We start from the raw sequence: 22,959 nt of genomic DNA, 5'->3' as shown, positions 1-22,959 counted from the left end.
ACGTTGTCTGAATACCCACAGAAATTATGCTGACTCAACACATCGAACACATCGATAGAGGGGTGTGTGTTTGTTCTTGTTATAGAAAGAAGAAGAAGACACGAACGACCGCTTTATGAGCCGTTCACACCAATCGAGATAGGCTATACTCCGGTTTCTATCCGTAGTGGCGGCTACTCGGGATTTCGGTCGACAACTACTCGCTGCCTTGGAGTACGTCGAACACATCGATAGAGGGGTGTGTGTGTTCACAACATCGAGAAACACATCGTTACTGGATACTGTTTCGACACACTTCAAACGACACTCTAGTCTGAATTTCCTCCTTTTGTCGCACATAACAGGGAATCACACTTCGATAGAGGTGGGGAACCTTTTTCAGACCAGCCGATGTCACGATGAGTATGGGTATTGACGACTCCGAGGATCCACCGTCTACACCGGAGTCACATAACGATGAGACACCGGCACAGGCAGATTTGTCACGTGCCGCTGACTCACGGTCGGGAGCTGAGGATTCACCGACAGGTGCTGAGGAGCAAGTAGCGGATGAGACGACGGGAGACGCGCCACAATCAATTGAGGATATGCTTTTAGAATTTGATGAACAACAGGGACTTATTCGTGATCGGTCGCTTCTGGATCCCAATTTTGTGGTCGAAGAAGACCGTATTGTGGGACGTGACGAGCAGCTACAGGAGGTGACGAAGATGCTCCGTGTTGCGCTTGGTGACAACCGCCCACCGAATCTGTTTTTGTATGGGCCATCGGGGACAGGTAAATCGCTCATCACCAAGGCAGTCTGTAACAACATTAGCCGCATCTGTGAGTCCCGCGACATCAGCTTCGGGACAATCGAGGTGAACTGCCAGGATCTCGATACCCTTGGTGTGGCAGTGTATGAACTCGCCCAGCAGGCAGCTGCTGAGGCGGGCGTTGATGTTCAAGTTCCAAAACACGGTGTTGCGACGAAAGAAAAGTGGGATGAGCTGTATCGGATTGTCAACGAGAATTTCGACTCTGCCGTGTTCGTCTTAGACGAGTTGGATATGCTTGTCGGTCGGCGAGATAAGCAGGATCCTGCGTTCTCACGGTTATTATATCAACTCTCACGTGCCGGGGCAGACGACGAACTTGATGCGTTTATTTCTGTCGTTGCTATCTCGAATGATACTAAAATGATGGACTCAGTCGGGAGCCGAGCGATTAGTTCGTTTACCCCTGAAGACGTCCACTTCGATGATTACGACGCTGACGAGCTCAAAGCGATTCTCCGCCGTCGACAAGACGCGTTTCACGATGATGTCGTTGATGATGACGTGATTCCGCTTGCTGCGGCGTTTGCCGCCCAAACGCACGGTGACGCCCGGAAGGCAATCGACCTCATGCGTGTCGCCGGCGAGCTCGCTGAGCGCGAAGGCGATGGCCGCGTTCGAGAGAAACACGTCCGGGCTGCACAGCAGAAAGTCGAAAAAAACCGCGTGTTAGAGGTTGTCCGTGGGATCAGCACCCAAAAGAAGCTGTGTCTGTACGCAACCGCAGCCGTTGCAGCTCAAACCGAGGCTGGGACAGCTCGAAGCACAACCGGCTACCGTGTGTATCAGTATCTAACCGAAGCAATCGACGCTGACCAGTATCATCAAGAAACCTACGTGAACAAAATGAAAGAGCTCACGACGTACTCACTCGTCGATTTCGAACGGCGGAGTCACGGGCCGAGTTCCGGTATGTTCCTCGAATTTCAGTTCGGTGAACGGCCGGCCACAATACTCGAAACCCTTCGTGAAGACTCCCGGATAGAGATGGTCTCTGAAAGCGAGGTTGAGTCAGTGGTCAAAGCACAGATCCGAAACCAGACGTGAATCCCCCTTGCGCTGAAGCGTAGAGCTTGCTCCTCAATTCGGCCCGGATGCTTTTCGATGACATTGCGAGTCCCGTCGGAAGACACCCCTCTATCGAAGTGTCTATTCTGGCTGTTACCACCTCTCATGTGCAGCTAGATTAACACGTATCGGATTTCACACACCCCTCTATCGATGTGTTCTGTGTTTCGTCGCTGACCACACCCCTCTATCGATGTGTTCTATACCACATTCGCTCACACACCTCTATCGATATGAAATCAGCATTTACAACGGCTCCAGCTCCAGATTCTAGCATTCAGGACTACCGACGGAACTGACCCCACGCCGAATGACCTGTTTGGGAAAATAAGCTGTGAGCAAATCGTATCAATTGGAGAACATACAGAACGAGAAGGCTTCGTTGAAATCCTCAGACAGTGATATATCCGAACTGGGTTCTGGTCTATACAGGGAACTCACGAATCGCTCAGCGCAGGGATTTATTTTCTGCAACTGAAAGGTACTCAGAGTGACTACCGGATTGGTATCTCGACTAGCATATGGTGATTTTACTCCAGTGACAATAGCAAGGGAGAGATTAGTTTAAATATTCATACGCGAATTGATAGACAGACAATGTGCTTCAGATGCGTTCTCGTGAATGGGTGTGAGAGGATCATCTCATCCCAGAATGAAGAGAGTAGTCAGACCATACTTTGCGACATATTCGTAGGTAACTCGTGGATCTAGATCTCAGACAGCATCTCCCCAGTTTGGTGCTTCTGTTTGGGCTTGCAGTCGTTGCCGTGTTTTTTCGGGCAAATTCTGATTTGTTTGTACCGGTAGCTCAGGATATTGACTTTGCCTTCCAGCTGATGATCGCGGGGACGGTTATCGCGATCCTTCGGAATGAACTGGGTATGAGCACCTTCGGCGTGTTCGGGCCAGTAATTCTCTCCTTTTCGTGGGTGGTTATTGGACCGTTTTGGGGGTTTATTGTAATCGCCTACATTTTCATTATCACGTCACTCGCCCGTGTCGCAATCAGTGACTTGGACCTCGGAACCGCCCACCGTGTGGCGTCACTCCTCGTCGTCGCAGCTATTGGCCTGTTTGTAATCGAAGCCGCTGGTCAACTCCAGGATCTCTCATCGCTTCAAGCGATTATTCTCTTCCCAGTGGTGTTGACCACTTGGTACGCTGAACGATTCGTCGGGAGTCTCACCGAAACCGGGTGGCCGCCTGCGACACGCCGCCTCGCTGCGACAATTATCAGTATCGCTGCAGCGTTCTTTATTATCACCTCCGAGCCACTCGTCGGATTCGTTATCCGTTCTCCGGAGCTGTGGGTTGCACTTGTAGCTATCAACATTTTCCTCGGGACGGCCACTGATACTCGTCTCGGCGAATATCTCCGATTCAGAACATTACGGCGCTCTCTTGGGGCAGAAAATGCCGGTAACATTCTCACGATGCGCATCAGAAATCGAGAGTTCATCAGCAAATACAACCCCACGTCGGTCATGGCGGCGTTCAATAAAGGCAAGATGAAGAAAACTCTTCACGGGCTTTCGATTCCCACGCCTGCCACCTATCTCATCGCTGAGGATGAGTCCGATTTCCAGGAACTTCAAACGTTTCTCGAGACACAGGGCAAGTTCGCCATCAAGCCGATTGATGGCTCCGGTGGCCGTGACGTACTCGCTGTTCGTGGTCGCGACGAGGAGACCAACGAATTTCTCACGAACCGTGGGCGGCTAACAGCTGATGAAATCGTGGCTCATACTCGAAATATCTGTGTCGGTGGTGTCAGTGATTATGGTGCTCGAAGAGAGGCCCTCGTCGAGGGGTTCATCACACCTGATGGATTGCTAGCGGACCGAACAACAGGTGGAGTCCCCGACCTTCGAGTCATTACTCTCCTCGGCTTTCCGGTGATGTCGATGGTTCGACTCCCGACCGAGGAATCAAACGGAACTGCGAATATCCACACGGGTGCTGTCGCCGTCGCTATCGATATTGCAACTGGTGAAGCGTCCGGTGGGTACCAGCAGACTCACAATGAATTCATTGACTCTCACCCTGATTCGGGAGCCGATCTCGAATTCAGCATTCCTGACTGGGAAGACGTCCTCACAATGGCTTCTCAGGCAGCCATCTCGAGCGGCCTAGGGTTCACTGGCGTAGATGTTGTCTTCGATAAACACGATGGTCCAATGGTGCTTGAAGTGAATCGACGTCCCGGTCTCGGCATCCAGAACGCGAATATGGACGGCTTGCTACACCGCCTTCGCTACGTCGAAGCGCACGGTGATCCAGACCAATTCCAATCTGCGTACAATCGCGTGCTCCGCTCGCAAGAATGGGCGAAACAGGACTGGAAGATGGTTGAGCAACCACCTGCAGAGCGCAAGACTCCTAGTGAGGTGGAGATCTGATGTCATCGCGAGAAGTTGGTGACAACGCGTGGCCGTACACGCAACTCACAGCCGCTTTACTGTTCAGTATCCTCCTGTTCATCCCTATTGTCCTCGCAGGACTACCCGGAGTCGCTCGGACGGCCATCACCGGTCTACTCACTCGCGAAGAGCTAATCCTGATCTTCTTTACAGGGATGCCTCTCGTGTTTACTGCCTTCGCTGTGTATCGTGTAGCACAGTTTTACGGGATCTTTGGAGATCGCGATTCAAAATAGGAATCGCAGGCCTATACCCGTCAACAGGTTACTTGTCTATGGTGGCCATGACGACATATCCCACTGAAACTCGACTTCGACTAATAGATCACAAAGGCTTTACTGAGACCCGCAGCGGGTGATCGCTCTCCCCGGTTGCGGTTGATTCAGGCGATCCACAAACCGACACACGTCACTGTCCCACTCACACTGTGTCAGAAACAGCATGTGAGATCCAAAGGATCGATGAAGTATTTACTCACTGTTGATCCTCTCCTGTATTTGACAACAGGGACGTCCAGAGGGCCACCGATGCTAAACGGGTGAGTGCTTGTGATCTCAGTCTCGCTTGCGACTGCTTTATTTCCGCTCAATCAGGGAGCGGCGGCCACGTCGTCGCAACCGTCTCTTCTATGAGTCGAGTCTGGGCTCGGCGGAGCCGTTCGGAAAGCGACGATGGGGAGATATCTAGTTCCACGGCGATATCCTCGAGAGACGCCTGTCGAGGAATGTCGAAGTACCCTCGTTCGTAGGCGATTCGCAGTGCCTCATCTTGGCGATCCGTCAGTCCGTCACCGGCCGGCTCGGACTCGCCGTCTCGCGTGAGACGGTGTAATCGAAAATCGGCGTTCCGCTGCCAGAACGAGGAGAATTCCGTGAACGCAGCGCGGTCAGCGAACCACCCAGTCTGTCGCCAGCCGCGTGATACCACGTCTATCTGCTCGATGATCGCGTCGACCGTTGCGAGTGTTTCGAGTCCCGTGAGGTCGTCGATATGATCGCCGAGCTGCTCTTCGAAACTGAGCGCCGGAAACGCTTGGTATCGGCGCGTGTCACCGGCCTGTCCGACGAGCGCCCACTCTGCGACGTCGTGCGCCTCCGTGAGGGCAGCCTCGATATCTGTCTGCGAGCCGCCCTGCACGGTGACAAGGAATACGGGTCTCTTCCCGTGGTTGTACTGCATCTCAAGCTCAAACGTTGCTTCGGTAGTGCTCGTAGCCACTCCTGTAAGCGGTAACGCTTGGCAATCGATGTCAAACTCGGCGACGAGTCCCATATGTTATTGATCTAATCGCTCGTAATGGAGATGTCGGACCCATTTAATAGTATTAAAACGCCCGTATCACTGAGAGAATCGCTTACTCGCGTCAGTCCCGAACCCGGAGTCGCCCGATGTCGTCACAGCACGTCGCCGAGAGTGAAATCGCGTACGAACAGCACGGAAACGGCGAGCCGGTTATTTGTCTTCACGGCGGGATGGCGCCCCGCCAGTACTGGAATGCGGTTTTGCCGTACGTCGAGGAGCACGCGGCCGTGATTCCGGAGCGCCCCGGCTTTGGGACGTGTCTCGACGATCCGGCCGAAACGAGCGCCGCTGAGATACTGACTCGAGAGGCCCAGTACGTCCGCACGCTCGTCGACGCCGTCGACGGTGAGCCGATCCTTTTTGGACACTCTTACGGTGGGCTGACGGCAATTGAGGCCGCAACGGACGCAGCAGTCGAAGCGGTCATCGTATACGAGCCGGCCGTCCTCCCGGACGATTACCGACGTGAAGCCGACCTCGCCGATCGAATGGCGGCGCTCGTCGCAGACGGTGAACGTGACGAAGCAGTGAAACGCTATATCGAGCACGTCCTCCATCCGGACGGTATTGAGGATCTCGACGCGTGGTTGGCGGACTGGCCGGTGTGGCCCGACTGCGTGGACCTCGCCGAAGAGGTCGTCCGGATGAATCGTTCCGTCGAGCAGTATCAGCTACCGGACAGTCTTGACGTTGCAGCGCCAGTGCTCGTGATGACCGGAACCGACGGGCCGGCGTTCCTCCGAAAGAGCGCCCGTGCCGTACACAACGCGCTGCCGCACAGCCGACTTGTGGAGTTCGACGGCGTGAGTCACAGCGGTCCGAGCGAAGCGCCAGAGCGAACCGCAGCAGAAGTGGACGCCTTCCTCGACAGTATCTAGTAGCCTGAACGAACCGGCTCCCAAGATGAAGCAATTGCTGAATCGCCACGGGGTAACGCCTCGAAGCACCCGGCTTGCCTACTCGTAATTCTGTATAGTTAGACCGCCGTTATCAAAGCCACTCTACTGATAGCTCAAAACCCCGTCTTGGGTGGACTAGTTTCGTCGGTTCGCTCTGCTCGCTGCCACGTCGCTGCAAGCAACACCGTTCCACATATGACTCCGACTAGAACAATTCCTGCGCCGAAGCTCGGCGGCAGCCACGGAATAATCAGCGAACTGATGAGTGAATGGCCCAGTACCGCTTGAATGAATGTTACGAGCGTAATCCCACCGTAGAGTATACCGATACTACTGACAGCAATAACTGATTCACGTGGAGCGAGTGTCTCCCAGCCGGACAACACGTAGCCCGCCAGCGGCACCACCTGTAATGCGTGAAGCCCGACAAAGTGAGCCACCCGGAGGTCACCCCCGGTGACACTCCAATTTAATAGTGGAAGTCCGCGAGCGTCGTTAGCAACACCGACGCCGTGACCGCCTTCCGAAACCATGAGCCATCCCTCGAAACTCGCAATGACGAACACGAACATTCCGATTGCGACCCCCCACAGATACGCGGGCGCGAGGTCCGGTGGATTCCTGACGACGCGCCAAAGGACGTAGGCGACGACGAGTGAACTGATCGTGATCGTGATTCCCATGACGGCATAGACTACCGTATTCAGTAGTGTCGTATCGTTGAAGTGTGAGGCGACGCCACGGGCGGCCTGCGTCGATATCAGCACGATTTCGATCGTCATTGCGCCCCCAATGACCGTCGTCGCCAGCCGCTCAACTCGGATGGATAGCGATAATGACGGCAGTATCCAGCCCATTGTCCCTGTGAAGACGGCGATGGAGGTAGCGAACTTCCACGGTTTAGTCCAGACGTTTCGACCGAGGACCGTCCGACCGTCAAGTGCCATCAGAGCCGTGAACACCACCGCTAAACTCAGATTGGCTACCGCAACGAGACACAGAATTCGATTGCGGGCGTAGAGCTCCATCAGGACGGTAACGCCGGTCCGATAGGCTGAGCGGAACGGGTTCGCGTTCATTTACTATCACTCCCGACAGTTGCGGTGGGTAAGCCAGTTGTCAGACCGGCGAGTAATTCGCCGACGGTGGGGTCCCAGTAGGAGTAGGGCCCCGTTCCGAGCAGCACGATTCCGAGCGACGCGAACAGCACCAGTACGCTAAACGGATTCGGCCCCGCAGCGACGATGGCAACGATCATGCCGAATGCAAGGGCGCTCCCCCCAATTCGACCGCCGACTCCGAACCCGATCAAAACGATGGCGACGAATTCAACGACGCCCGTCACCAGAACGGCGAGTCCGGGCAGGGGGATCCCGTACGCCTCGAATTGAGTCACACGGTACGAGTACTCGGAGAACTTCCGGACGGCCGGATACAGCGTTATCGTGACGGCGAGCACGCGTAAAATGACCGGCAGGAGCCGCCGGAACCGCTTATCGAGAGCGTTCACGGATCTCATTGGTGACCCTCCGTGGACCGTGCACATACCTGCTCCCGGTTAGCCTCACGTAGATGGTCTGCACGGGCGACGACTAGTACAGTCGTTCGTTGTTCGCTTTGCGTCGACAACTGCTGTCTCAGTGACATCGCAGTCCGTAGTGTGCCGGAAAGCGTGATGAGAATTTGCCCAACATGTTGGGCGAAATTGAGAAAATAACGTATGAACGGAGGGATAACCTGTTATTCAGAGAAATGACTTACAGTCAACGCCGTCATTTGATATTGTTACTTTCCGGTCGTGTCTCGCTGTTCGAATCGTACCTCGATCGGTTCGGCTGGTGACACTGTTGACCCGATATCAACGTCTATCGTCTCATACCGGTGATCGACGTGACAGTGGCGTGCGATCGTTGCGAGTGCCAGTTTGAGTTCCATCCGTGCGAACCGCATTCCGATGCAATGTCGAGGGCCACCACCGAACGGGAAATACGCATACTCTGGACGATTGCCCGGCGGATCTGAGATCCTGTCCCACCTCGATGGATCGAACTCCAATGGGTCGTCCCACCAGCGCTCGTCTGTGTGAACGTAAAATTGTGGAAGGACGATGTACGTGTCTTTTGGCAACCGATACCCACCGAGTGAAACACCGGTGTCCGTCTCTCGAAAGATCGCCGCTGCGGGCGGATACCGACGTAATGTCTCCTGAATCACTTGTTCGGTGTACTCCAACGCCGGCAGATCCGGAACTCTCGCGTAAGGACCGTCGACAACCTCGTCAACCTCATTCCTGAGCCGGTCGGCCACGTCAGGACTCCGCCCGAGTTCGTATAGCGCCCACGTCAACGCACTCGCACTGGTCTCATGACCGGCAAACAGGAATGTCGCAAGCTGGCTGCGAATCTCACCCGCCGTGGGGCCGTTCCCATCGTCGTCCGTCGCCGCGATGAGTAGTGACAAGAGGTCATTCCCATCTGTATCGGCGGAGCGGTCCGCGAGAAGATCATTGATCACAGTTTCAAGTTCAGCGATACCTCGTTGGTACCGACGGTTGCTAGGCGTGGGGACCCACTTCGGAACGTCGACGGCGACTGGGCTTTCACTACTCCGCTCACGGATCGCTTCGGCTCCTGCGCGTATCGCTTGACGATGCTTCTCAGCTTCGATGCCAAACAACGTTTTCCCGAGCACTCGAAGCGTATACGCTGAAGTTACCTCGGTCAGGTCCACCGCCCCGTCAGACGCTGCCCACTCGTCTGCAGAGGCAGCCGCGTACGTTCCCATCGTCTCGGCGTAGGCCTCGATGCGGTCCTGATAGAACAGTGGCTGAAGTCGTTTCCGCTGCTGTCGCCACCGCTCGCCATCGCTCAGTAACAACCCTTCAGAGAGGATATCAACGCCTCTGGCGTCAGCTGGCTTTCGGTATCTCTCGACTTCCTCTACCAATACCTGCTTGATATCGGACGGATGAAACACGGCTGCCAGTTCTGTACTCCCCATCGAGAACCGTACAATGTCGCCCCGCGTTGCGAGGTCCTCATAGAACGTATACGGGTCACGCGCAAACGAGACTGCACTTCCCAAAAACGGAACGCCCGACCGCTTCGGGGGGAGGGTTCTCTGCTGCTCGGTGTCGTTCGTCGAATTGTCTGTCATTGCCGTGTGTGCTGTGTGTTTGAGATTTCCTTTTTTCGGGCTCCCAGATGCTTTCGTGACGATGTTGTCCGACTGGTTCTATCACGAACGGTGGTCGGGGTGACAGTACACGCTGTCCTGCCACCGAGACCACGTTGAAATTTTCCCTAATAGGTTGGTGAGTTCGGAACCAGCTAGTCGATATCCTTTGCGTCCCGAGTCTATCTTCAGACAGAGAGTCATCGGTCACATTGATACCTAATTCAACCGGTGCCCGGTGGTCACTGTTCGGCCTCGAGTTGGAAGCCTTCCTGCTCCGTCCCGGCCGAATCAGCGATCTGAATAACGATGACATCAGCCGGTGGGCCATCGGGATCGAACGAAAGCCGCACCAATAGATCAACAGGCGTGATAGCATCTTCGCATGGTTCACCGATCGGTTTCGTTCGGGTTAACTCCGTATCGACAACCGGCAGCCCATTCGCGTCGATGGACGGTTCGTCTCCTAGTACCAGCTCATAACACGTCTGTGGCGCATATGCCTGTACGTACACGAGGCGCTCGCCGTCCTCAAAGGCCGTCTCGGCGACAAACCCCCCTACTTCGCCGGATCTATTATCATCGATATCGAAGTACTCGGCGGCGACACTCCGACTGGCAACAAAAATCCCCCATGAGTCCTGATCTGATTCCCGCTCCACATTCGGCGTGATAGCGACGTCACTCACGGTGTATCCGCTCAGGTTCGGGACCGAATCAGGATCTGTGGACTCGCTTCGTGGCGTGACCGATAGTTCGATCTCACCGGTTGTCCCGTATCGGATATCAACGTAGCCATCCACGACGTGGTCCGCCGGTTCGATATCAAGCGTGAGCGTCTCGGAGCGTTCCGTCTCGTTAACGGCTATAGTGAACGTGTGGGTGGCCCCCGGAACTCCGATCCCCGGAATCGTTTCCGTCCCACCGCCGGGGACCTCAAAAGAGTCACTGACGAGGTCGTATCCGTCGTCGGTTTCCGCCTTCACTTCGAACACGTGAGGATCATCCGTCTCGTTGTGTAGTCGCCCGTCGACGGAGATGTCACCCGGGTCCGGGCGGGTGTCATCAGTGCTAAACGTTTCTTCAATACAGCCAGCGAATCCACTGGGAACTGCGAGCGCCGTTCCCGTCACGAATGTCCGCCGGTTCATGATCGACTGATCCAAGTGAGCCATCGGGTAAATCTCTCGTGGAGGGTCAAACAGCGACTTAACCACGCTATTGGAGAGGGTCACTAAGCCGGAGTACTCGGACGGACCTGTGGAGTCAGTAAGAACTGGTCCTTTCGAAACAACCAATTCCGATCCACCGGCCGGATTGCCATGCCCGACATACTCTAACTCACAACCTCAACATGTTGGTCAAAAGTTGATTGATATATTCGAACATCAATCTCATATGACGTTCGAAGACAGCCTTTCCATCGAGGTATCAAACGCCGACTGCAACGCGTCACGGGTACTGTACCTGCTGTTGGCCATCACGACCACGCTGGGTGCCGCCCACCATATTGACCACATCATTCGCGGAAACCACGTCGGGTGGCCGATTGCTCACCACGTGAATCCGTTCACGTATAGTCTGGCAATCTACCCTCTCGTCGCTGTCGGGCTCTATCTCACGCTAACTGATCGCGTTGGGACTCGATATTGGGCTGGCGTGTTCACGCTCAGCGCGTTCATGCTAGCGTACTTTCACGTTAGTCCGTGGGCGGTCGAGCCCCCGAGTGACGTGATTCTCCCGTACTCCAATCCGATACTTGGCTACTTCGCGTTCGTCATTCTGATCGGTCTGATCGCAGCTGTGTCGCTCAGTGCTGTGTACGCGATCGCACTCGGTCGGCGAAAGGGGAAGCAACGGTCAGCCGAGGGATAATCCCACTCCCGATCTCGACACAAACCCGGAATGCGAAAACACCGCTCATACATTGCTACCCGACGTTTTTATTGATTTCAATACGATGCTGAACACCGATGAAACGGTTCCAACGTCGACACGCACAGAGGGGGCGACGTGGATGATCCGCGCTCGGTTTCGTATGCCGCTGCGGGAGGACCTATGGGTCAACGAGCTGTCGTCGGCCTTCTCAGAAGCGACGTTCCGCTTGCTTACCGGGGTTCCGAAAGACGATCACGCCTTGGAGCTGGGTGAAGTCCAAGCGGCGGATGCCGAGACGGTCGTCACTGCGATCAGAGACCACCCGGATATCACCGCCTATGAGCCAGTCCATCAGGACGAGACCCGCGCTGTTGGCCAGTACAAGGTGGCTGATCAGGGATTGTATGAGTTCTTGTGGCAATCATCATTACCACCGGAATTTCCGGTCGTCGTCGAGAATGGCACGATGGAGTTCGACCTGACAACGAGCCGTGAGCAGTTCGAAGCTTTCTGCGAGGCGCTCAATGAGACCAAACAGCACTATCAGCTTCTCTCAGTGGTGCATACCGAGGATGAGGACCCGATTCTTACTTCTCGACAGCGTGAGTGTATGACCGTCGCACTTAGTCGTGGGTACTTCGAGGTACCACGAGACTGCACACTAGCGGAGGTCGCCGCTGGGCTCAATATCGACAAATCGACGGCCAGTGAAACGATCCGACGGGGCACTGCGCGCGTGCTGCGACAGTTCCTCGTCGGGGCGGAGTGATCGCTCGCAGCGGTGGTTTGCTTCAACGTCCACCGACCGGTAGAACCGGGTCTTTCCCCTTACCAACCCGACTGCCAGTAGTGTCCTCATTTACACTGCGTGCTGTCTGTCATCCCAATCTGCGGGCGCTCACTACAACGTCATTGGCTTTGATGAAATCCTCAGACAGTGCTATATCCGAACTGGGTTCTGGTCTATACAAGAGACTCATGGACCGCTCAGTGTGGTTAACTCATCTATCGGTCAGACTGCTGAGAGCGTCGCTAGACCAGATCCAGCAGTGAATCGGCTCGGGAGGTGTACTGTTCTCGAATCTCGTTGGTATGGTTCGATTGTAACTCGTACGTCCGATCCGGTGGATTATCGGCCCATTCCCCGCCTCGAAGAAGGTGAGTGGCTTCGTACGCGAGAAGGCGGTCATCGGCGGCCATAACTTGTTCCCACTCCTCCTCAGTCGGCGGAGCGATGTCGAGCGACGTCCACACGGCATCTAGAATCTCAGATTCGATCCGTTCGAACACGTCATGTTCGACTTTCAACGGACGAGGAATATCGCCCAGATACGCCTCACCGGCGTCGTGTAGCAGTCCGAGTAATTGAAGACGAGGAGTCGCGTCCGAAAGTTCGGAACTCACGTGAAGCGAATGGTGAGCCACGCTGTAAAAGTCACGACAGTGACCGCCAAACCGGCAGGTATGGGCCAATCCGGCGGCGATATCTTCTAACTGAACATCAGTAGGGTCCGGTGCGTACAGATCGAATCCGCCGCCGGTGTATGTCTCTACGACACCCTTCCGTTCCCACGGCTCTGACATACGAACGCGATAGGTGATCATTAGATATGTGTATTTTGCCGTCAAACCCCGTGTGGAAACAGCGTGTCTCAAGCACCTTTCAGCGACCGGTTGTTTCACGGGAGAAATGTCTGAAGGATAGGATGCCAACAGAGCCAACGAGAAGAGTACCCGCGCTTTGGCCGGGAGAGGATGTCAGTCATCGGGACTTACTGGAGCTTTGTACTTTGACCTCACTTTGTCACCATCCCTCCACTGCCAGTAGTAGTAGCGGTTGTCATTGATCTCCTTGATCGTGATCGTCGCTTTCGACGGAACTTCGTCTGGAAGATCATCAGATTGGGCATCGTTCTCGTCGGCAGTTGATTCTTCATCGGGACGGCCGCCGCGAGCTTTGTGCGCTGCTAACGCCTCGGCATAGCGGGCGACGTACCGGAGCTGTTCAGGCGAGTAGCTGTTGAGGGTGTCAACCATCTCCGTCGAGAGATCTGCCGGCGGTGTCGGTGGTTTGGGAGTCATTTGGGGTCAGCCTCGTGTTAACCAACAGTGTCCGAACTAGCATGGATTTGTTGGTTAATAAGATATCGCATCGTCACGGACTAAAGAGTACGATTGACATCCTCCTCCGGCTGAAGCCGGAGGAATCCCGAGCGTTGGGATATTATGGTTTGCAGTCTCCCTGTTCTCTCGTGTTGAACGACCCGCTCTCGCGGTCGAACAGGAAGACTCCGGGCTGTGCCAACCAGCCGTTACTCATATCCCCCGTCGGGGGACTCTGAGTTATCCTTCGGCGGATGTTCACCGCACCGTTCACGTCCGCGTTCATCGTCGTCCCGCATGACGAACAGACGTACAGACCGCGTTCCACGCGATTCGAGTCACGAATCTGCCCGCAACACGAACACGTCTTACTCGTGTTCTCCTCGTCCACACGATCGACGATGATGCCGTGTTCCTCTGCCTTGTATTCGAGCAAGCGAGTGAACCGGTCACACTCCCAGCCGTGGAGTTTCTTGTTCCCCGACGCACCCCAGTTCCGCGAGTCACCGTTCTCGTCTTCGCGGATGTCGCTGAGGTCGCCAACCGCTATCTTCTCCACGCCTTCTTCCACACACCGCTGGACGATGTGCTTCGAGAGGGTGTGGAGGAAGTGGTCCTTGCGTCGGGAGAGTTTCTGTCGGGCCTTCCGTGCACGCCGTGACAGGCCATTCTCGCCCTCGGTCTGGTACTCCTCGCGGGTGAAGTAGTGTTTGTCCTCTTTCAGCACGTTCCCCGGATACAGCTCCGAGGGGCCGTCTTCGTAGTCGATGGCGAGGTAGTTGCTGATTCCGAGATCGATCCCCGCCGTGTTGTCACCCGGTGCATCTTCGACTGAAATCTCTTTTTTGCAGACGAGGTGGAGTTCCCACTCGTCACCGTTCCAGACGGCACGCACCTGCTGGATGTTTTCGACTTCGACGTCGGGGCGGGTTTCATATTCGGCGAGGATGAAGTCAGACCGCGATTCTTTCAGGTTGAAACCTTTCGAGAGGCGGAGTTGGCCGTGTTTGTCGTCGTGCTTGATTGCTCGTTTCTTCCACGTGACGGTGGAGCGCGGGTGGTCGTCGCCGTGTTTCCGGTAGCCGGGTGGATTGTTGCCGTCGTTGGAGTTGTACCAGCCGGTGAACGCTTCAGCAAGTTCTTCGAGAACTCGCTGACTTGACTGCGAATGCAGGTCACTGTAGCGTTCGTGGTCTTTCAACTCCGATTTCAACTCGGCCTCGTCGGGTATCTCGTCGTCTTCGTCCCACCGCTGGTGGGCGTAGTAGCGTCCGACGTTCCACAGTTTGGATGCTGCGAACCCGCACTGGTCGAGGTCGCCACGAACCTGTTGGTGGTTCGTGATTCGGGCGACGTAGGTGCGGGTCGTCTCCATCATCGTACTGTGTTCATAAGCCATTATGAGTTTTTGAGTATTAAAATCGGCGACAGGACGTTGAATATCCGGTTGGAGTGTCGTCGTGGGGTTGTCAGTCGGAGTGTCGGATTCATCCCGCGCCTAAAGGCGCAGGTATTCTCCTTGTTGTTTATAGGAAACAGAACGCCTGTTGTTAACCAACATATGATAGTAACTAGCTCTGTATGTTGGTTAAGTTGGATCGCTGTTTCTCCATCTTACGCATTCCGGCCCAACACACGGGGAGAGAATATATGCGAATCGACACCAATACATGGGGATATGAGCCGGGTAGGTAGCCATCTGAGACGGCTCAGGAAAAGCGACGACATCCTTGATCCCCGCTCGCGGCACAACATTCACGTCACCCGCGCGGCGGATCTTGACGCGGTCGGGCCGTGGTCGGGTGAGACGTTGGTCGCGGCGGTGCGACGAGCCGACGGCGAGGAGCGTGTGGTTGTCATCGATTACGGTCGGCACGAGCTCTATCTTGCGGCTGGCACCGAGCTCACGTATGAGCCACCACAGAGACTTGGACTCGCGGCGCCACCGGAGCTCTACGTCGCCGAGCCACATCGAATCGACCTCGACCACCAAACGACTACTGCTATTGAGCCCGTCGTCGTCTCCCCCAAATTCGACATCCTTGTCCCCGCCTTCGATTGGGAGGAGCTCAGCGATGACGACATGTTACCCCCAACCAATCGCCAGCCCTCGGGGACATCCGTCGGAAGCGGCACCGGCACACCCGGCTAACGAACAGTGCGAGGCTCAGCCCGTCTGTCGTGGTGAATGGAGTCAGTTTTATATATACCTGATAAGGATTCTATCGATATGCGTGAACTGTTCGCGATGTGGCGTGACACGCGGATGATACTGCTCGTTGCGGTAGTTGCGGCGATATACGCAGCAGTCCTGCTCCCGTTCAAACTATTCACGGTCATCCCGGGCATCACGAGCATCCGGCCGGCGAACGTGTTCCCGGTTATTTTCGGTATTATGTTCGGCCCGGCGGCGGCCTGGGGTGCGGCCATCGGGAACCTCATCGGCGATGTCTTCGGTGGCACGCTGGGACCGGGGAGTGTCTTTGGCTTCCTCGGGAACTTCTTCTTCGGCCTCGTGGGCTACAAGCTGTGGGGCAACCTGGGTCCGCTCTCCAGCGGCGAGGAGCCGAATATGCGCTCAGTCCAGCAGGTCATCGAATACGTCGTCACTGCCGTCGCCGCCTCGGCGGCGTGTGCAGTTATCATCGCTTGGGGCGTCGACCTGCTCGGCCTGGTGCCCTTCACCGTCCTCGGGCCGACGATCATGATCAACAACAGCCTCGCCGCTGCGGTGCTCGGCCCCCCGCTACTGTACCTGACGTATCCGCGCATCAAGGATATGGGACTGCTGTATCCCGACGTGATGCGCGAGGAAGACTTGGAGGAAACGAGCTTCTCACAGCCGGTCGTCGCGGCTTTGGGCATCCTTGTGGTTTCGCTGACATGGCTGGCGCTGGGCATCTATGTCTTCTCGCCGCAGTCGACCATGCAGATGGCGCTAGGCGGCGTCGGCCTCCTGTTGCTCGTCGTCTTCGTCGTCATCGGCAACCAGGGACTGCCAGCTCAGCTGAAGGGTGCCGACATCAGATAGTCGAGTCGAAACGCCGAAATCACCAGCCCATCAACTCTATCTTGAATGGACTCCCCCCAGTCTGACGACGGCCTCGTCGCCCGTCTCAGAGAGGTCGTCTTCTCGTATGACAGACAGGACGACACTGACGCCGTCGGCGACGACCATGCCGACCCTGACGCCCGCGAGGGGTTCGTCCTGCGTGGGGTGGATCTCGAGGTGCCCGACGAGTCGTTCACGGTCGTCATGGGCGCGAGCGGCGGCGGTAAGTCGACCCTGCTCCGCACGTTTAACGGCATCATTCCCGACTTCATTGATGGTGCGTTCGACGGAGACGTCCGGGTTCTCGACCGCGATCCGACCACCAGCCGCGTCAGCGAGATGGCCCGCGATGTGGGGATGGTCATCCAGGACTACGAGTCACAGCTGTTCGGCACGAGCGTTGAGACGGAAGTCGCGTTCGGGCCAGAGAACCTCGCGGTGCCGCCTGAGAACATCGGCCGGCGAATCGACGACTCGCTGTCGGTCGCTGGGCTCGGTGACCTCGGTCGCACACGGGAACCGGACTCGCTCTCCGGGGGACAAAAACAGCGGCTTGTGTTCGCTGGCGTCCTCGCCATGTACCCGGACCTGCTCATACTGGATGAGCCGACGAGCGACCTCGATCCGGCCGGAAGCCGCGACGTACTCTCGGTTGTGGGCCGGCTGGCCGAGGCGGCGACGGCGGATACCTCAGTTGGCGACTGGGAGGGTCCCGACAGCATCGTCCTCGTCACACACAAGATCGAAGAGGCTCTCCTCGCCGACCACGTGGTCCTCCTCAAAGGCGGCCGGGCAGCCCACGCCGGGCCGGCCGAGGAAGTGTTCCGAAACGTCGAGGCGCTCCGGGAGTCCCGGGTCGCCGTTCCACCGCTGGTCGCGGCGTTCGACCGCCTCGGCTTCGAGGGGGAAGACCTGCCGCTAGCCGTTGACGGGGCTGTTGAGACCGTCAATAGGGCAGACCTGACCTGGACGCCGCCCGGCAAGCGTGGCGGTCGCAATCCAGGTGTGCCTGCGGGCACCGCCACCGATCTCGGACGTCCGCTGTTTGAACTGGAGGAGGTTGCCCACGAGTACGACGCTGATGGCGAGACGGTCCGGGCCGTCGACGGCGTGGATCTCACGGTCAAAGAGGGAGAGGCCGTCGCCATTGTCGGCCACAACGGGAGCGGTAAGACCACTCTCGCTAAGCACCTCAATGGCCTGCTTGACCCGGACGAGGGGGTAGCCCGCTGGAATGGGCGAGACATCCGCGAGCTAGACATGTCCGAGGTTGGCCGCAGTGTCGGCTACGTCTTCCAGAACCCGGATCACCAGATATTCGCCGCGACAGTCGAGGAAGAGGTCGCCTTCGGCCCCGAGAACTTCGAGTTGACGGGCGACGAACTTGACCGCCGCGTTGCTGGGGCCATCGAGACGGTCGAACTCGATGGGCTAGAGGACGCGGATCCGTTCACCCTCTCGAAGGGCCAGCGCCAGCGGGTCGCGCTGGCCTCGGTGTTGGCCACCGACCCGGACGCCATCATTTTCGACGAGCCGACGACGGGGCTGGACGCCGAACAGCAGGCGACGTTCATGGACCTTGTGGCCGACCTCAACCGCGAGGACGGCGTCACCGTCGTCATGGTCACCCACAGCATGTCGACGGTGGCGACATATGCGCCCCGGACCGTTGTGATGAGCGACGGTCGGAAGGTTGCGGATGAACCGACCCGCGAACTGTTCGCCGACGAGGATGCCCTGGCCGAGTGGGATCTTCGGCCACCTCAGCCGGTGGCACTCTCGAACCGGCTGGCCGCCGATGCGGGCCAGACTGACGCCCTCCCGGCGCTGTCGGTTGACGAACTGGTTGCGGGGCTCGCCGACGAACCGATGACGACGACCGGTCCGGGAGGTGGATCGGCGTGAGCGCTGCATCCTCGCTATACGTCCACGGCGACTCCGTGTTCCACCGCCTCGCGCCGCGGGCCAAAATCGCCCTCGCGGCGGGGCTGTTCGCCGTCGCGCTCGTCTTCGATCATCCCGCGTTCGTCGGTATCCCACTGGTTGTGGCCTTTGGGACGCTCGTCGCGCTCGGTGGGTGGAGCAACTTCCGACGCGTGCGGTTCATCGTTGTTGCCGTCTTCGTAGTCGGCCTCGTCGTCTGGCCGCTGTTCACGCCTGCGGGTGGGCCCATCTGGCTCTCAACACCTGTGGTTGAGTTGACCCGCAACGAGTTTCTCGTCGCGCTCGGGCGGAGCACGCGGTTCGCCTCGTTCATCGTCACCGGTCTGCTGTTCGTGACAGTCACCTCCAACGAGGAGCTGGTCGCCGGCCTCCGCAGTTTGGGTGTCCCATTCGCCTTCTGTTTCGCCGTCGGGACGGCTCTACGGTTGTTCCCGACCCTGCTCGGTGCGACCGGGACGGTCCGGCAAGCGCAGGAGGCACGCGGCCACGACCTCAGCTCCGGGTCGCCACTCCAGCGCATCCGCAACTACATCCCACTGCTCATTCCCGTGTTCATGACCGCTATCCGGAACGTCCAAACACAGGCGATGGCGCTTGAGGCACGCGGGTTCGACACCCAGGCGGAGCGCACCTTCTACGGTCGGCAGTCGCTGGCCGGAAGCGACTGGGTCGCAGTCGGTGTCGGTAGCCTCATGCTCGTCGGCTCGGTCCTCGCGCGGTACGTGTTGGGCAAGGGGACCGTCTGAAGGCGTGCCGGTCAGAAACTGCTGTCCGGATGCTCCCACTCTTTCCCGTACGCCCGCTGGCTCTCGGTCATCTCGTCGATGCTGACGCCGAGCGTCTCCAACTTCCGCTCAGCGACTGCGCGGTCCAGCCGGTCCGGGATGTTGTACAGTCCCGGCGTCAGGGCATCGCCGTCGCCCGCGAGCATGTCGTGGGCCGCGATGAACATCATGGCATGGGTGGTGTCGATGACCTCTGCCGGGTGCCCCTGGCTGTACGGGCCGGTGAGGTTGACCAGCCGACCCTCCGCCAGCAGGTTCAGTCGGCGGCCGTCGGACATCTGATACTGCGTGACGCCCTCCTTCGGCGTGGTTACCTCCTCGGCCATCGCTTCGAGGTCGTCGAGGGCGATCTCCACGTCGAAGTGCCCGGAGTTCGCCAGCGTCGCGCCGTCTTGCATAGCCTCGAAGTGCTCTTTCCGCATCACCTCACGGTTACCCGTCGCGGTGATGAACAAGTCGCCTACCTCGGTTGCCTCGGCCATCGACATAACGCGGTGGCCGTCCATGTGGGCCTGGAGTGCCTTCCGTGGGTCGACCTCGGTGACGATTGTCTGGGCACCCATTCCACGGGCCTTCCGGGCGATGCCGCGGCCACAGTAGCCGTAGCCACAGACCACGACGTCTTTGCCCGAGATGATGGCGTTGGTCGTGATGGCGATATTCGTGAGCGAAGACTCGCCCGTCCCGTGGACGTTGTCGAAGAAATGCTTCATCGGGGTGTCGTTGACACCGTAGACCGGGAACTCGAGGACGCCTTCGTCCTCCATCGCCTCAAGACGGGTGATGCCGGCGGTGGTCTGCTCGCCACCGCCGATCACGTCGGCGGCCACGTCGCGGTGGTCGGCGTGGACCTTGGCGATGAGCTCACAGCCGTCATCAAGGATGAAGTCGGGTTCGCGTTCGAGCAGGTCGTGCTGGGCCGCGTCGAACTCCTCGTCGGTCATCCCCTCCCACGCGAAGGCAGTGATGCCGTCGCGAGCGTCGAGTTCCTTGACGACCGGCCCGTGAGTACTCTGTGGTTCACTCGGCGTGAAGAGGACCTCCGCGCCGGCGGCCCGGAGCGTCTCGATGGCGACGCCGGACTTCGGTTCGAGGTGGGAGGCGAACGCCACGGTGTAATCCTCGAGCGGTCGTGTCTCGCCGTACTCATCCTGGAACGACCGGAGGATGGGGGTGTGCTCGCGCGCCCAGGATAGCGGGTCGTCGGCATCAGATGGCGTGGGCGTCATGCTGAGGGCTACTCATCGTTTCGGATTAAGCACTCCGGAACCGGTTAGCTGTGGGTTAACTTACAGCTTCTACCGATTTCGTATTTCAGTGTCCAGACACCCTTAGGGGGGCTTTCGCATCGCTACCGCTGTACCGCCAAGCGAGTAGGACTGGATAATTTACTGGTCCTCACGCTCTTCCCATTCCGGACGTGGCGTCGGGGCCGGGAGTTCGTCAACCTCAGTTCGAAGCTCGTCCTCAGTTGTCCACGGGAAGCATCGATCGTGGCGTTCGAATTTGCGGAACTTGTTGAGATGGACCCAACTGTACGTTGCCGGCTCTTCGTCCTCATCTGCCCGCTCGTCGATCACATCCCACACCTCCTGTTCGTCGATACCGAGACCGTTCTCTTGGGCGCGATCAACGAACGGCTCGACGTTTAATTGGACTTCATCCTCCAACAAATCGTCTGCGAACGCTATCTCGAGAGCGGCCTAAATGATATGCCCTTTCGATTCAAGATTCGAATCAGTCACCCTCGAGGATGGCAACAATATCGGAGAGATCGAAGAGACGGAGGTCATCACGTTCGTCTGCAGCTTCCTCAACGGAGCGTTTGAAGCCAGAACGACTGAACAGGGCGAATTCATAGGTCGGCTCATCACCTCCCTTGGGTGTCCAGTCGATGTGCTCCACGTCATCTTCGAGATTCGAAAGCACATCATAGCCGAGGGGTGTACTGGTGAACTTCGCTTCGCCAACGATCAGCGTTGACTCGTCAGTTGGGGCGACGACATCTACCTCTCGGCCCTTGTACCACCACTGGCGTGGCACCTGCGTGAGCTGATAGTCTGCATAGAGCGCCGGCACCGCCTGGTGACAGAGCGATTCGAACGTTTCGCTGACGAAGTCGGGCAATTCCGGTTCGATAAGATCCGCGTAGGCGTTCTCGCCGTAGAGTTCGTACTGTCCCCCGCGGCCGTAGAGATACCGGAAGTAAAACCGGAACACGGGGTCCCGAATCTGGTATCGCGTCCGCTTGCTGCGTGCCGGGTCGGCGAGTGCTGGATGGTGTTTCTCGATGATCTGGAGCGTTTCCAGCCGGTCGAAGTAGTACGACGTGTTGGTGCTCTCGATGCCGGCTCCCTGAGCGATTTCATTCCGACTGCGGTTCCCGCTGGCCATCGACTCTAGAACAGAAAAATACGTGTTCACCTCGTTGAGTTCCATCTGGAGGACGGTTTCGGGCTCGTCGTGGAGTGGGCCATCCGGGTCGCACAGCAGCCGTGTGATGTTCTCTCCGAGGTTCTGTGATGAATCGAGTGGGCTGAGATATCGGGGTGTGCCGCCGAAGACGCCATGGACGAACACCCGTTCTTCGGGATCGTACGTCGGCACGAACTCCTGGATGGAGCGAAACGGCAGCTGGGTGAGTTCGAGGCGGCCATTCGGTGTCTGGGATACCCGGCCGTAGAGTGGCGCACCGACATCGAGGACGTGCGTATGAATCATACCGATTGCAGAGCCTGTGAGTACGAGCGTTGCCTGACTCTCGTCGACAGCCGTATCCCACAGGTGTTGAATGACCGACGGAAGTCCCTCGTTCGATTCGATGAGGTACGGGAATTCGTCGATGACGATGATAGCGTCTCTGTCGGTGAGGTACGTCAAGAGCGGTTCCCATTCCTCTTTGACGGCCGTGATGTCTGGATAGGTCGTCGCTGCTGCTTCGACGAATCGCCTGAGCTGTGTCGTCGCTGTTCCCTGGACTGCCTGATAGTACACAGCATTGTCGCGGTCGGCAATCGATTGGCGGACAAGTTCGCTCTTGCCGATTTGACGGCGCCCATAGATAATGGCGAGCTCTGCAGCCTCACTCTCGTAGAGGGCCTGCAACCGATCGAGTTCATCGAGCCGATTGACGAACTGGTCCATACACCCAGTCGTGGTGGGAGATACATACGTGTTTCGAGTTTTAGAGGCAAAACTATAATAGTCTGAACGATAATATCCTGGACTCTAATATGACGAGCTAATGTTCGACGAAGGTCAGAATGCTCCCTGCGGACGCAGAAAAAGGTAACCAACAGATCAGAAAACACCGCCTTTGCGTGGTTAACTTGGTAAGATAAAAATTCGCCCTCGAACACCCTTGATGAGTTCTTCTGCCGTTCGATTAATTGGGCCGTGTTGAATCGCTGTAAGGCGTTGGAATTCACTGTTTGACGAGGCGTTTGATGTTATAGACGACACACATCAGCGCGATTTCGCGGAACTCACGGAACCATGACCGCGCTCGCACGGCGAAGC

20 protein-coding genes and 1 pseudogene are annotated in these 22,959 nt (G+C 57.4%); 9 read left to right on the top strand and 12 right to left on the bottom strand.

The genetic code is table 11. The features are described 5' to 3' along the window. Positions 1 to 587: 587 nt before the first annotated feature. Complete coding sequence (locus NO900_RS13065) at positions 588 to 1,862, top strand: orc1/cdc6 family replication initiation protein (RefSeq protein WP_256409834.1); 1,275 nt, start codon at positions 588 to 590, stop codon at positions 1,860 to 1,862. Positions 1,863 to 2,584: 722 nt separating this feature from the next. Continuing rightward, the gene (locus NO900_RS13060; RefSeq protein ID WP_256409661.1) at positions 2,585 to 4,282 is read left to right on the top strand and encodes a sugar-transfer associated ATP-grasp domain-containing protein; all 1,698 of its coding nucleotides are present in this window, start codon (positions 2,585 to 2,587) and stop codon (positions 4,280 to 4,282) included. A 606-nt stretch (positions 4,283 to 4,888) separates the two neighbouring features. Here NO900_RS13060 and NO900_RS13055 read toward each other — a convergent pair. Continuing rightward, the gene (locus tag NO900_RS13055) at positions 4,889 to 5,575 is read right to left on the bottom strand and encodes a helix-turn-helix domain-containing protein (protein WP_256409660.1); all 687 of its coding nucleotides are present in this window, start codon (positions 5,573 to 5,575) and stop codon (positions 4,889 to 4,891) included. Between the two features lie 116 nt (positions 5,576 to 5,691). Here NO900_RS13055 and NO900_RS13050 point away from each other — a divergent pair, with 116 nt between their 5' ends. After that, entirely contained in the window at positions 5,692 to 6,483 is a 792-nt protein-coding gene (locus NO900_RS13050) for an alpha/beta fold hydrolase (RefSeq protein ID WP_256409659.1), read from the top strand. A 134-nt stretch (positions 6,484 to 6,617) separates the two neighbouring features. Here NO900_RS13050 and NO900_RS13045 read toward each other — a convergent pair whose 3' ends face one another. From NO900_RS13045 to NO900_RS13030, 4 genes are all read right to left on the bottom strand, one after another. Then, positions 6,618 to 7,583 carry a hypothetical protein gene (locus NO900_RS13045; protein ID WP_256409658.1) on the bottom strand — a complete coding sequence of 322 codons (966 nt, stop codon included), beginning with the start codon at positions 7,581 to 7,583 and terminating at the stop codon, positions 6,618 to 6,620. After that, positions 7,580 to 8,023: a DoxX family protein gene (locus NO900_RS13040; RefSeq protein ID WP_256409657.1), complete on the bottom strand. Its 444-nt coding sequence runs from the start codon at positions 8,021 to 8,023 to the stop codon at positions 7,580 to 7,582. The genes NO900_RS13045 and NO900_RS13040 overlap by 4 nt, the downstream gene beginning before the upstream one ends. A 266-nt stretch (positions 8,024 to 8,289) precedes the next feature. After that, the gene (locus NO900_RS13035) at positions 8,290 to 9,660 is read right to left on the bottom strand and encodes a cytochrome P450 (protein WP_256409656.1); all 1,371 of its coding nucleotides are present in this window, start codon (positions 9,658 to 9,660) and stop codon (positions 8,290 to 8,292) included. Positions 9,661 to 9,920: 260 nt separating this feature from the next. After that, a complete protein-coding gene (locus NO900_RS13030; RefSeq protein WP_256409655.1) occupies positions 9,921 to 10,829 on the bottom strand; it encodes a hypothetical protein in 909 nt (302 codons plus the stop codon). Between the two features lie 247 nt (positions 10,830 to 11,076). On the opposite strand from NO900_RS13030, the gene NO900_RS13025 reads away from it, so the two are divergent. Next, positions 11,077 to 11,553 carry a hypothetical protein gene (locus NO900_RS13025; protein ID WP_256409654.1) on the top strand — a complete coding sequence of 159 codons (477 nt, stop codon included), beginning with the start codon at positions 11,077 to 11,079 and terminating at the stop codon, positions 11,551 to 11,553. 85 nt (positions 11,554 to 11,638) lie between these two features. Further along, positions 11,639 to 12,325 carry a helix-turn-helix domain-containing protein gene (locus tag NO900_RS13020; RefSeq protein ID WP_256409653.1) on the top strand — a complete coding sequence of 229 codons (687 nt, stop codon included), beginning with the start codon at positions 11,639 to 11,641 and terminating at the stop codon, positions 12,323 to 12,325. A gap of 263 nt (positions 12,326 to 12,588) precedes the next feature. Here the strand turns inward: NO900_RS13020 and NO900_RS13015 are convergent, their stop codons facing one another. The 3 genes from NO900_RS13015 to NO900_RS13005 form a co-directional block, all read right to left on the bottom strand. Next, positions 12,589 to 13,140 carry a hypothetical protein gene (locus NO900_RS13015; RefSeq protein WP_256409652.1) on the bottom strand — a complete coding sequence of 184 codons (552 nt, stop codon included), beginning with the start codon at positions 13,138 to 13,140 and terminating at the stop codon, positions 12,589 to 12,591. Between the two features lie 174 nt (positions 13,141 to 13,314). Further along, positions 13,315 to 13,638: a DUF6788 family protein gene (locus NO900_RS13010; RefSeq protein ID WP_256409651.1), complete on the bottom strand. Its 324-nt coding sequence runs from the start codon at positions 13,636 to 13,638 to the stop codon at positions 13,315 to 13,317. Between the two features lie 142 nt (positions 13,639 to 13,780). Further along, positions 13,781 to 15,037, bottom strand: coding sequence for an RNA-guided endonuclease InsQ/TnpB family protein (locus tag NO900_RS13005; protein WP_256409650.1), 1,257 nt, complete (start codon positions 15,035 to 15,037; stop codon positions 13,781 to 13,783). A gap of 300 nt (positions 15,038 to 15,337) precedes the next feature. Here NO900_RS13005 and NO900_RS13000 point away from each other — a divergent pair, with 300 nt between their 5' ends. The 4 genes from NO900_RS13000 to NO900_RS12985 all read left to right on the top strand — a co-directional run bounded on the left by NO900_RS13000 (position 15,338) and on the right by NO900_RS12985 (position 19,401). After that, positions 15,338 to 15,811 (top strand): hypothetical protein, encoded by a 474-nt coding sequence (locus NO900_RS13000; protein WP_256409649.1) that lies wholly within the window; start codon positions 15,338 to 15,340, stop codon positions 15,809 to 15,811. Positions 15,812 to 15,889: 78 nt separating this feature from the next. Further along, the gene (locus NO900_RS12995) at positions 15,890 to 16,690 is read left to right on the top strand and encodes a QueT transporter family protein (protein ID WP_256409648.1); all 801 of its coding nucleotides are present in this window, start codon (positions 15,890 to 15,892) and stop codon (positions 16,688 to 16,690) included. A gap of 45 nt (positions 16,691 to 16,735) precedes the next feature. Then, positions 16,736 to 18,616 (top strand): ABC transporter ATP-binding protein, encoded by a 1,881-nt coding sequence (locus NO900_RS12990; RefSeq protein ID WP_256409647.1) that lies wholly within the window; start codon positions 16,736 to 16,738, stop codon positions 18,614 to 18,616. Continuing rightward, the gene (locus tag NO900_RS12985) at positions 18,613 to 19,401 is read left to right on the top strand and encodes an energy-coupling factor transporter transmembrane component T family protein (RefSeq protein WP_256409646.1); all 789 of its coding nucleotides are present in this window, start codon (positions 18,613 to 18,615) and stop codon (positions 19,399 to 19,401) included. Before NO900_RS12990 ends, NO900_RS12985 begins: the two co-directional genes overlap by 4 nt. An 11-nt stretch (positions 19,402 to 19,412) precedes the next feature. Here the strand turns inward: NO900_RS12985 and NO900_RS12980 are convergent, their stop codons facing one another. From NO900_RS12980 to NO900_RS12965, 4 genes and pseudogenes are all read right to left on the bottom strand, one after another. Then, on the bottom strand, positions 19,413 to 20,669 hold the full coding sequence (locus NO900_RS12980; protein ID WP_256409645.1) for an adenosylhomocysteinase: 1,257 nt from the start codon (positions 20,667 to 20,669) through the stop codon (positions 19,413 to 19,415). Positions 20,670 to 20,828: 159 nt separating this feature from the next. Beyond that, a complete protein-coding gene (locus NO900_RS12975; RefSeq protein WP_465261788.1) occupies positions 20,829 to 21,131 on the bottom strand; it encodes a DUF8170 family protein in 303 nt (100 codons plus the stop codon). A gap of 46 nt (positions 21,132 to 21,177) precedes the next feature. After that, a complete protein-coding gene (locus tag NO900_RS12970; protein ID WP_256409643.1) occupies positions 21,178 to 22,584 on the bottom strand; it encodes an ATP-binding protein in 1,407 nt (468 codons plus the stop codon). A 280-nt stretch (positions 22,585 to 22,864) separates the two neighbouring features. After that, positions 22,865 to 22,959: pseudogene (locus NO900_RS12965) on the bottom strand (IS5/IS1182 family transposase); the annotation flags it as partial.

This window comes from Halorubrum rutilum (assembly GCF_024494565.1).
The sequence above is the reverse complement of the archived record's forward strand: the minus strand, read 5'-3'. Positions and strand labels throughout refer to the sequence as shown.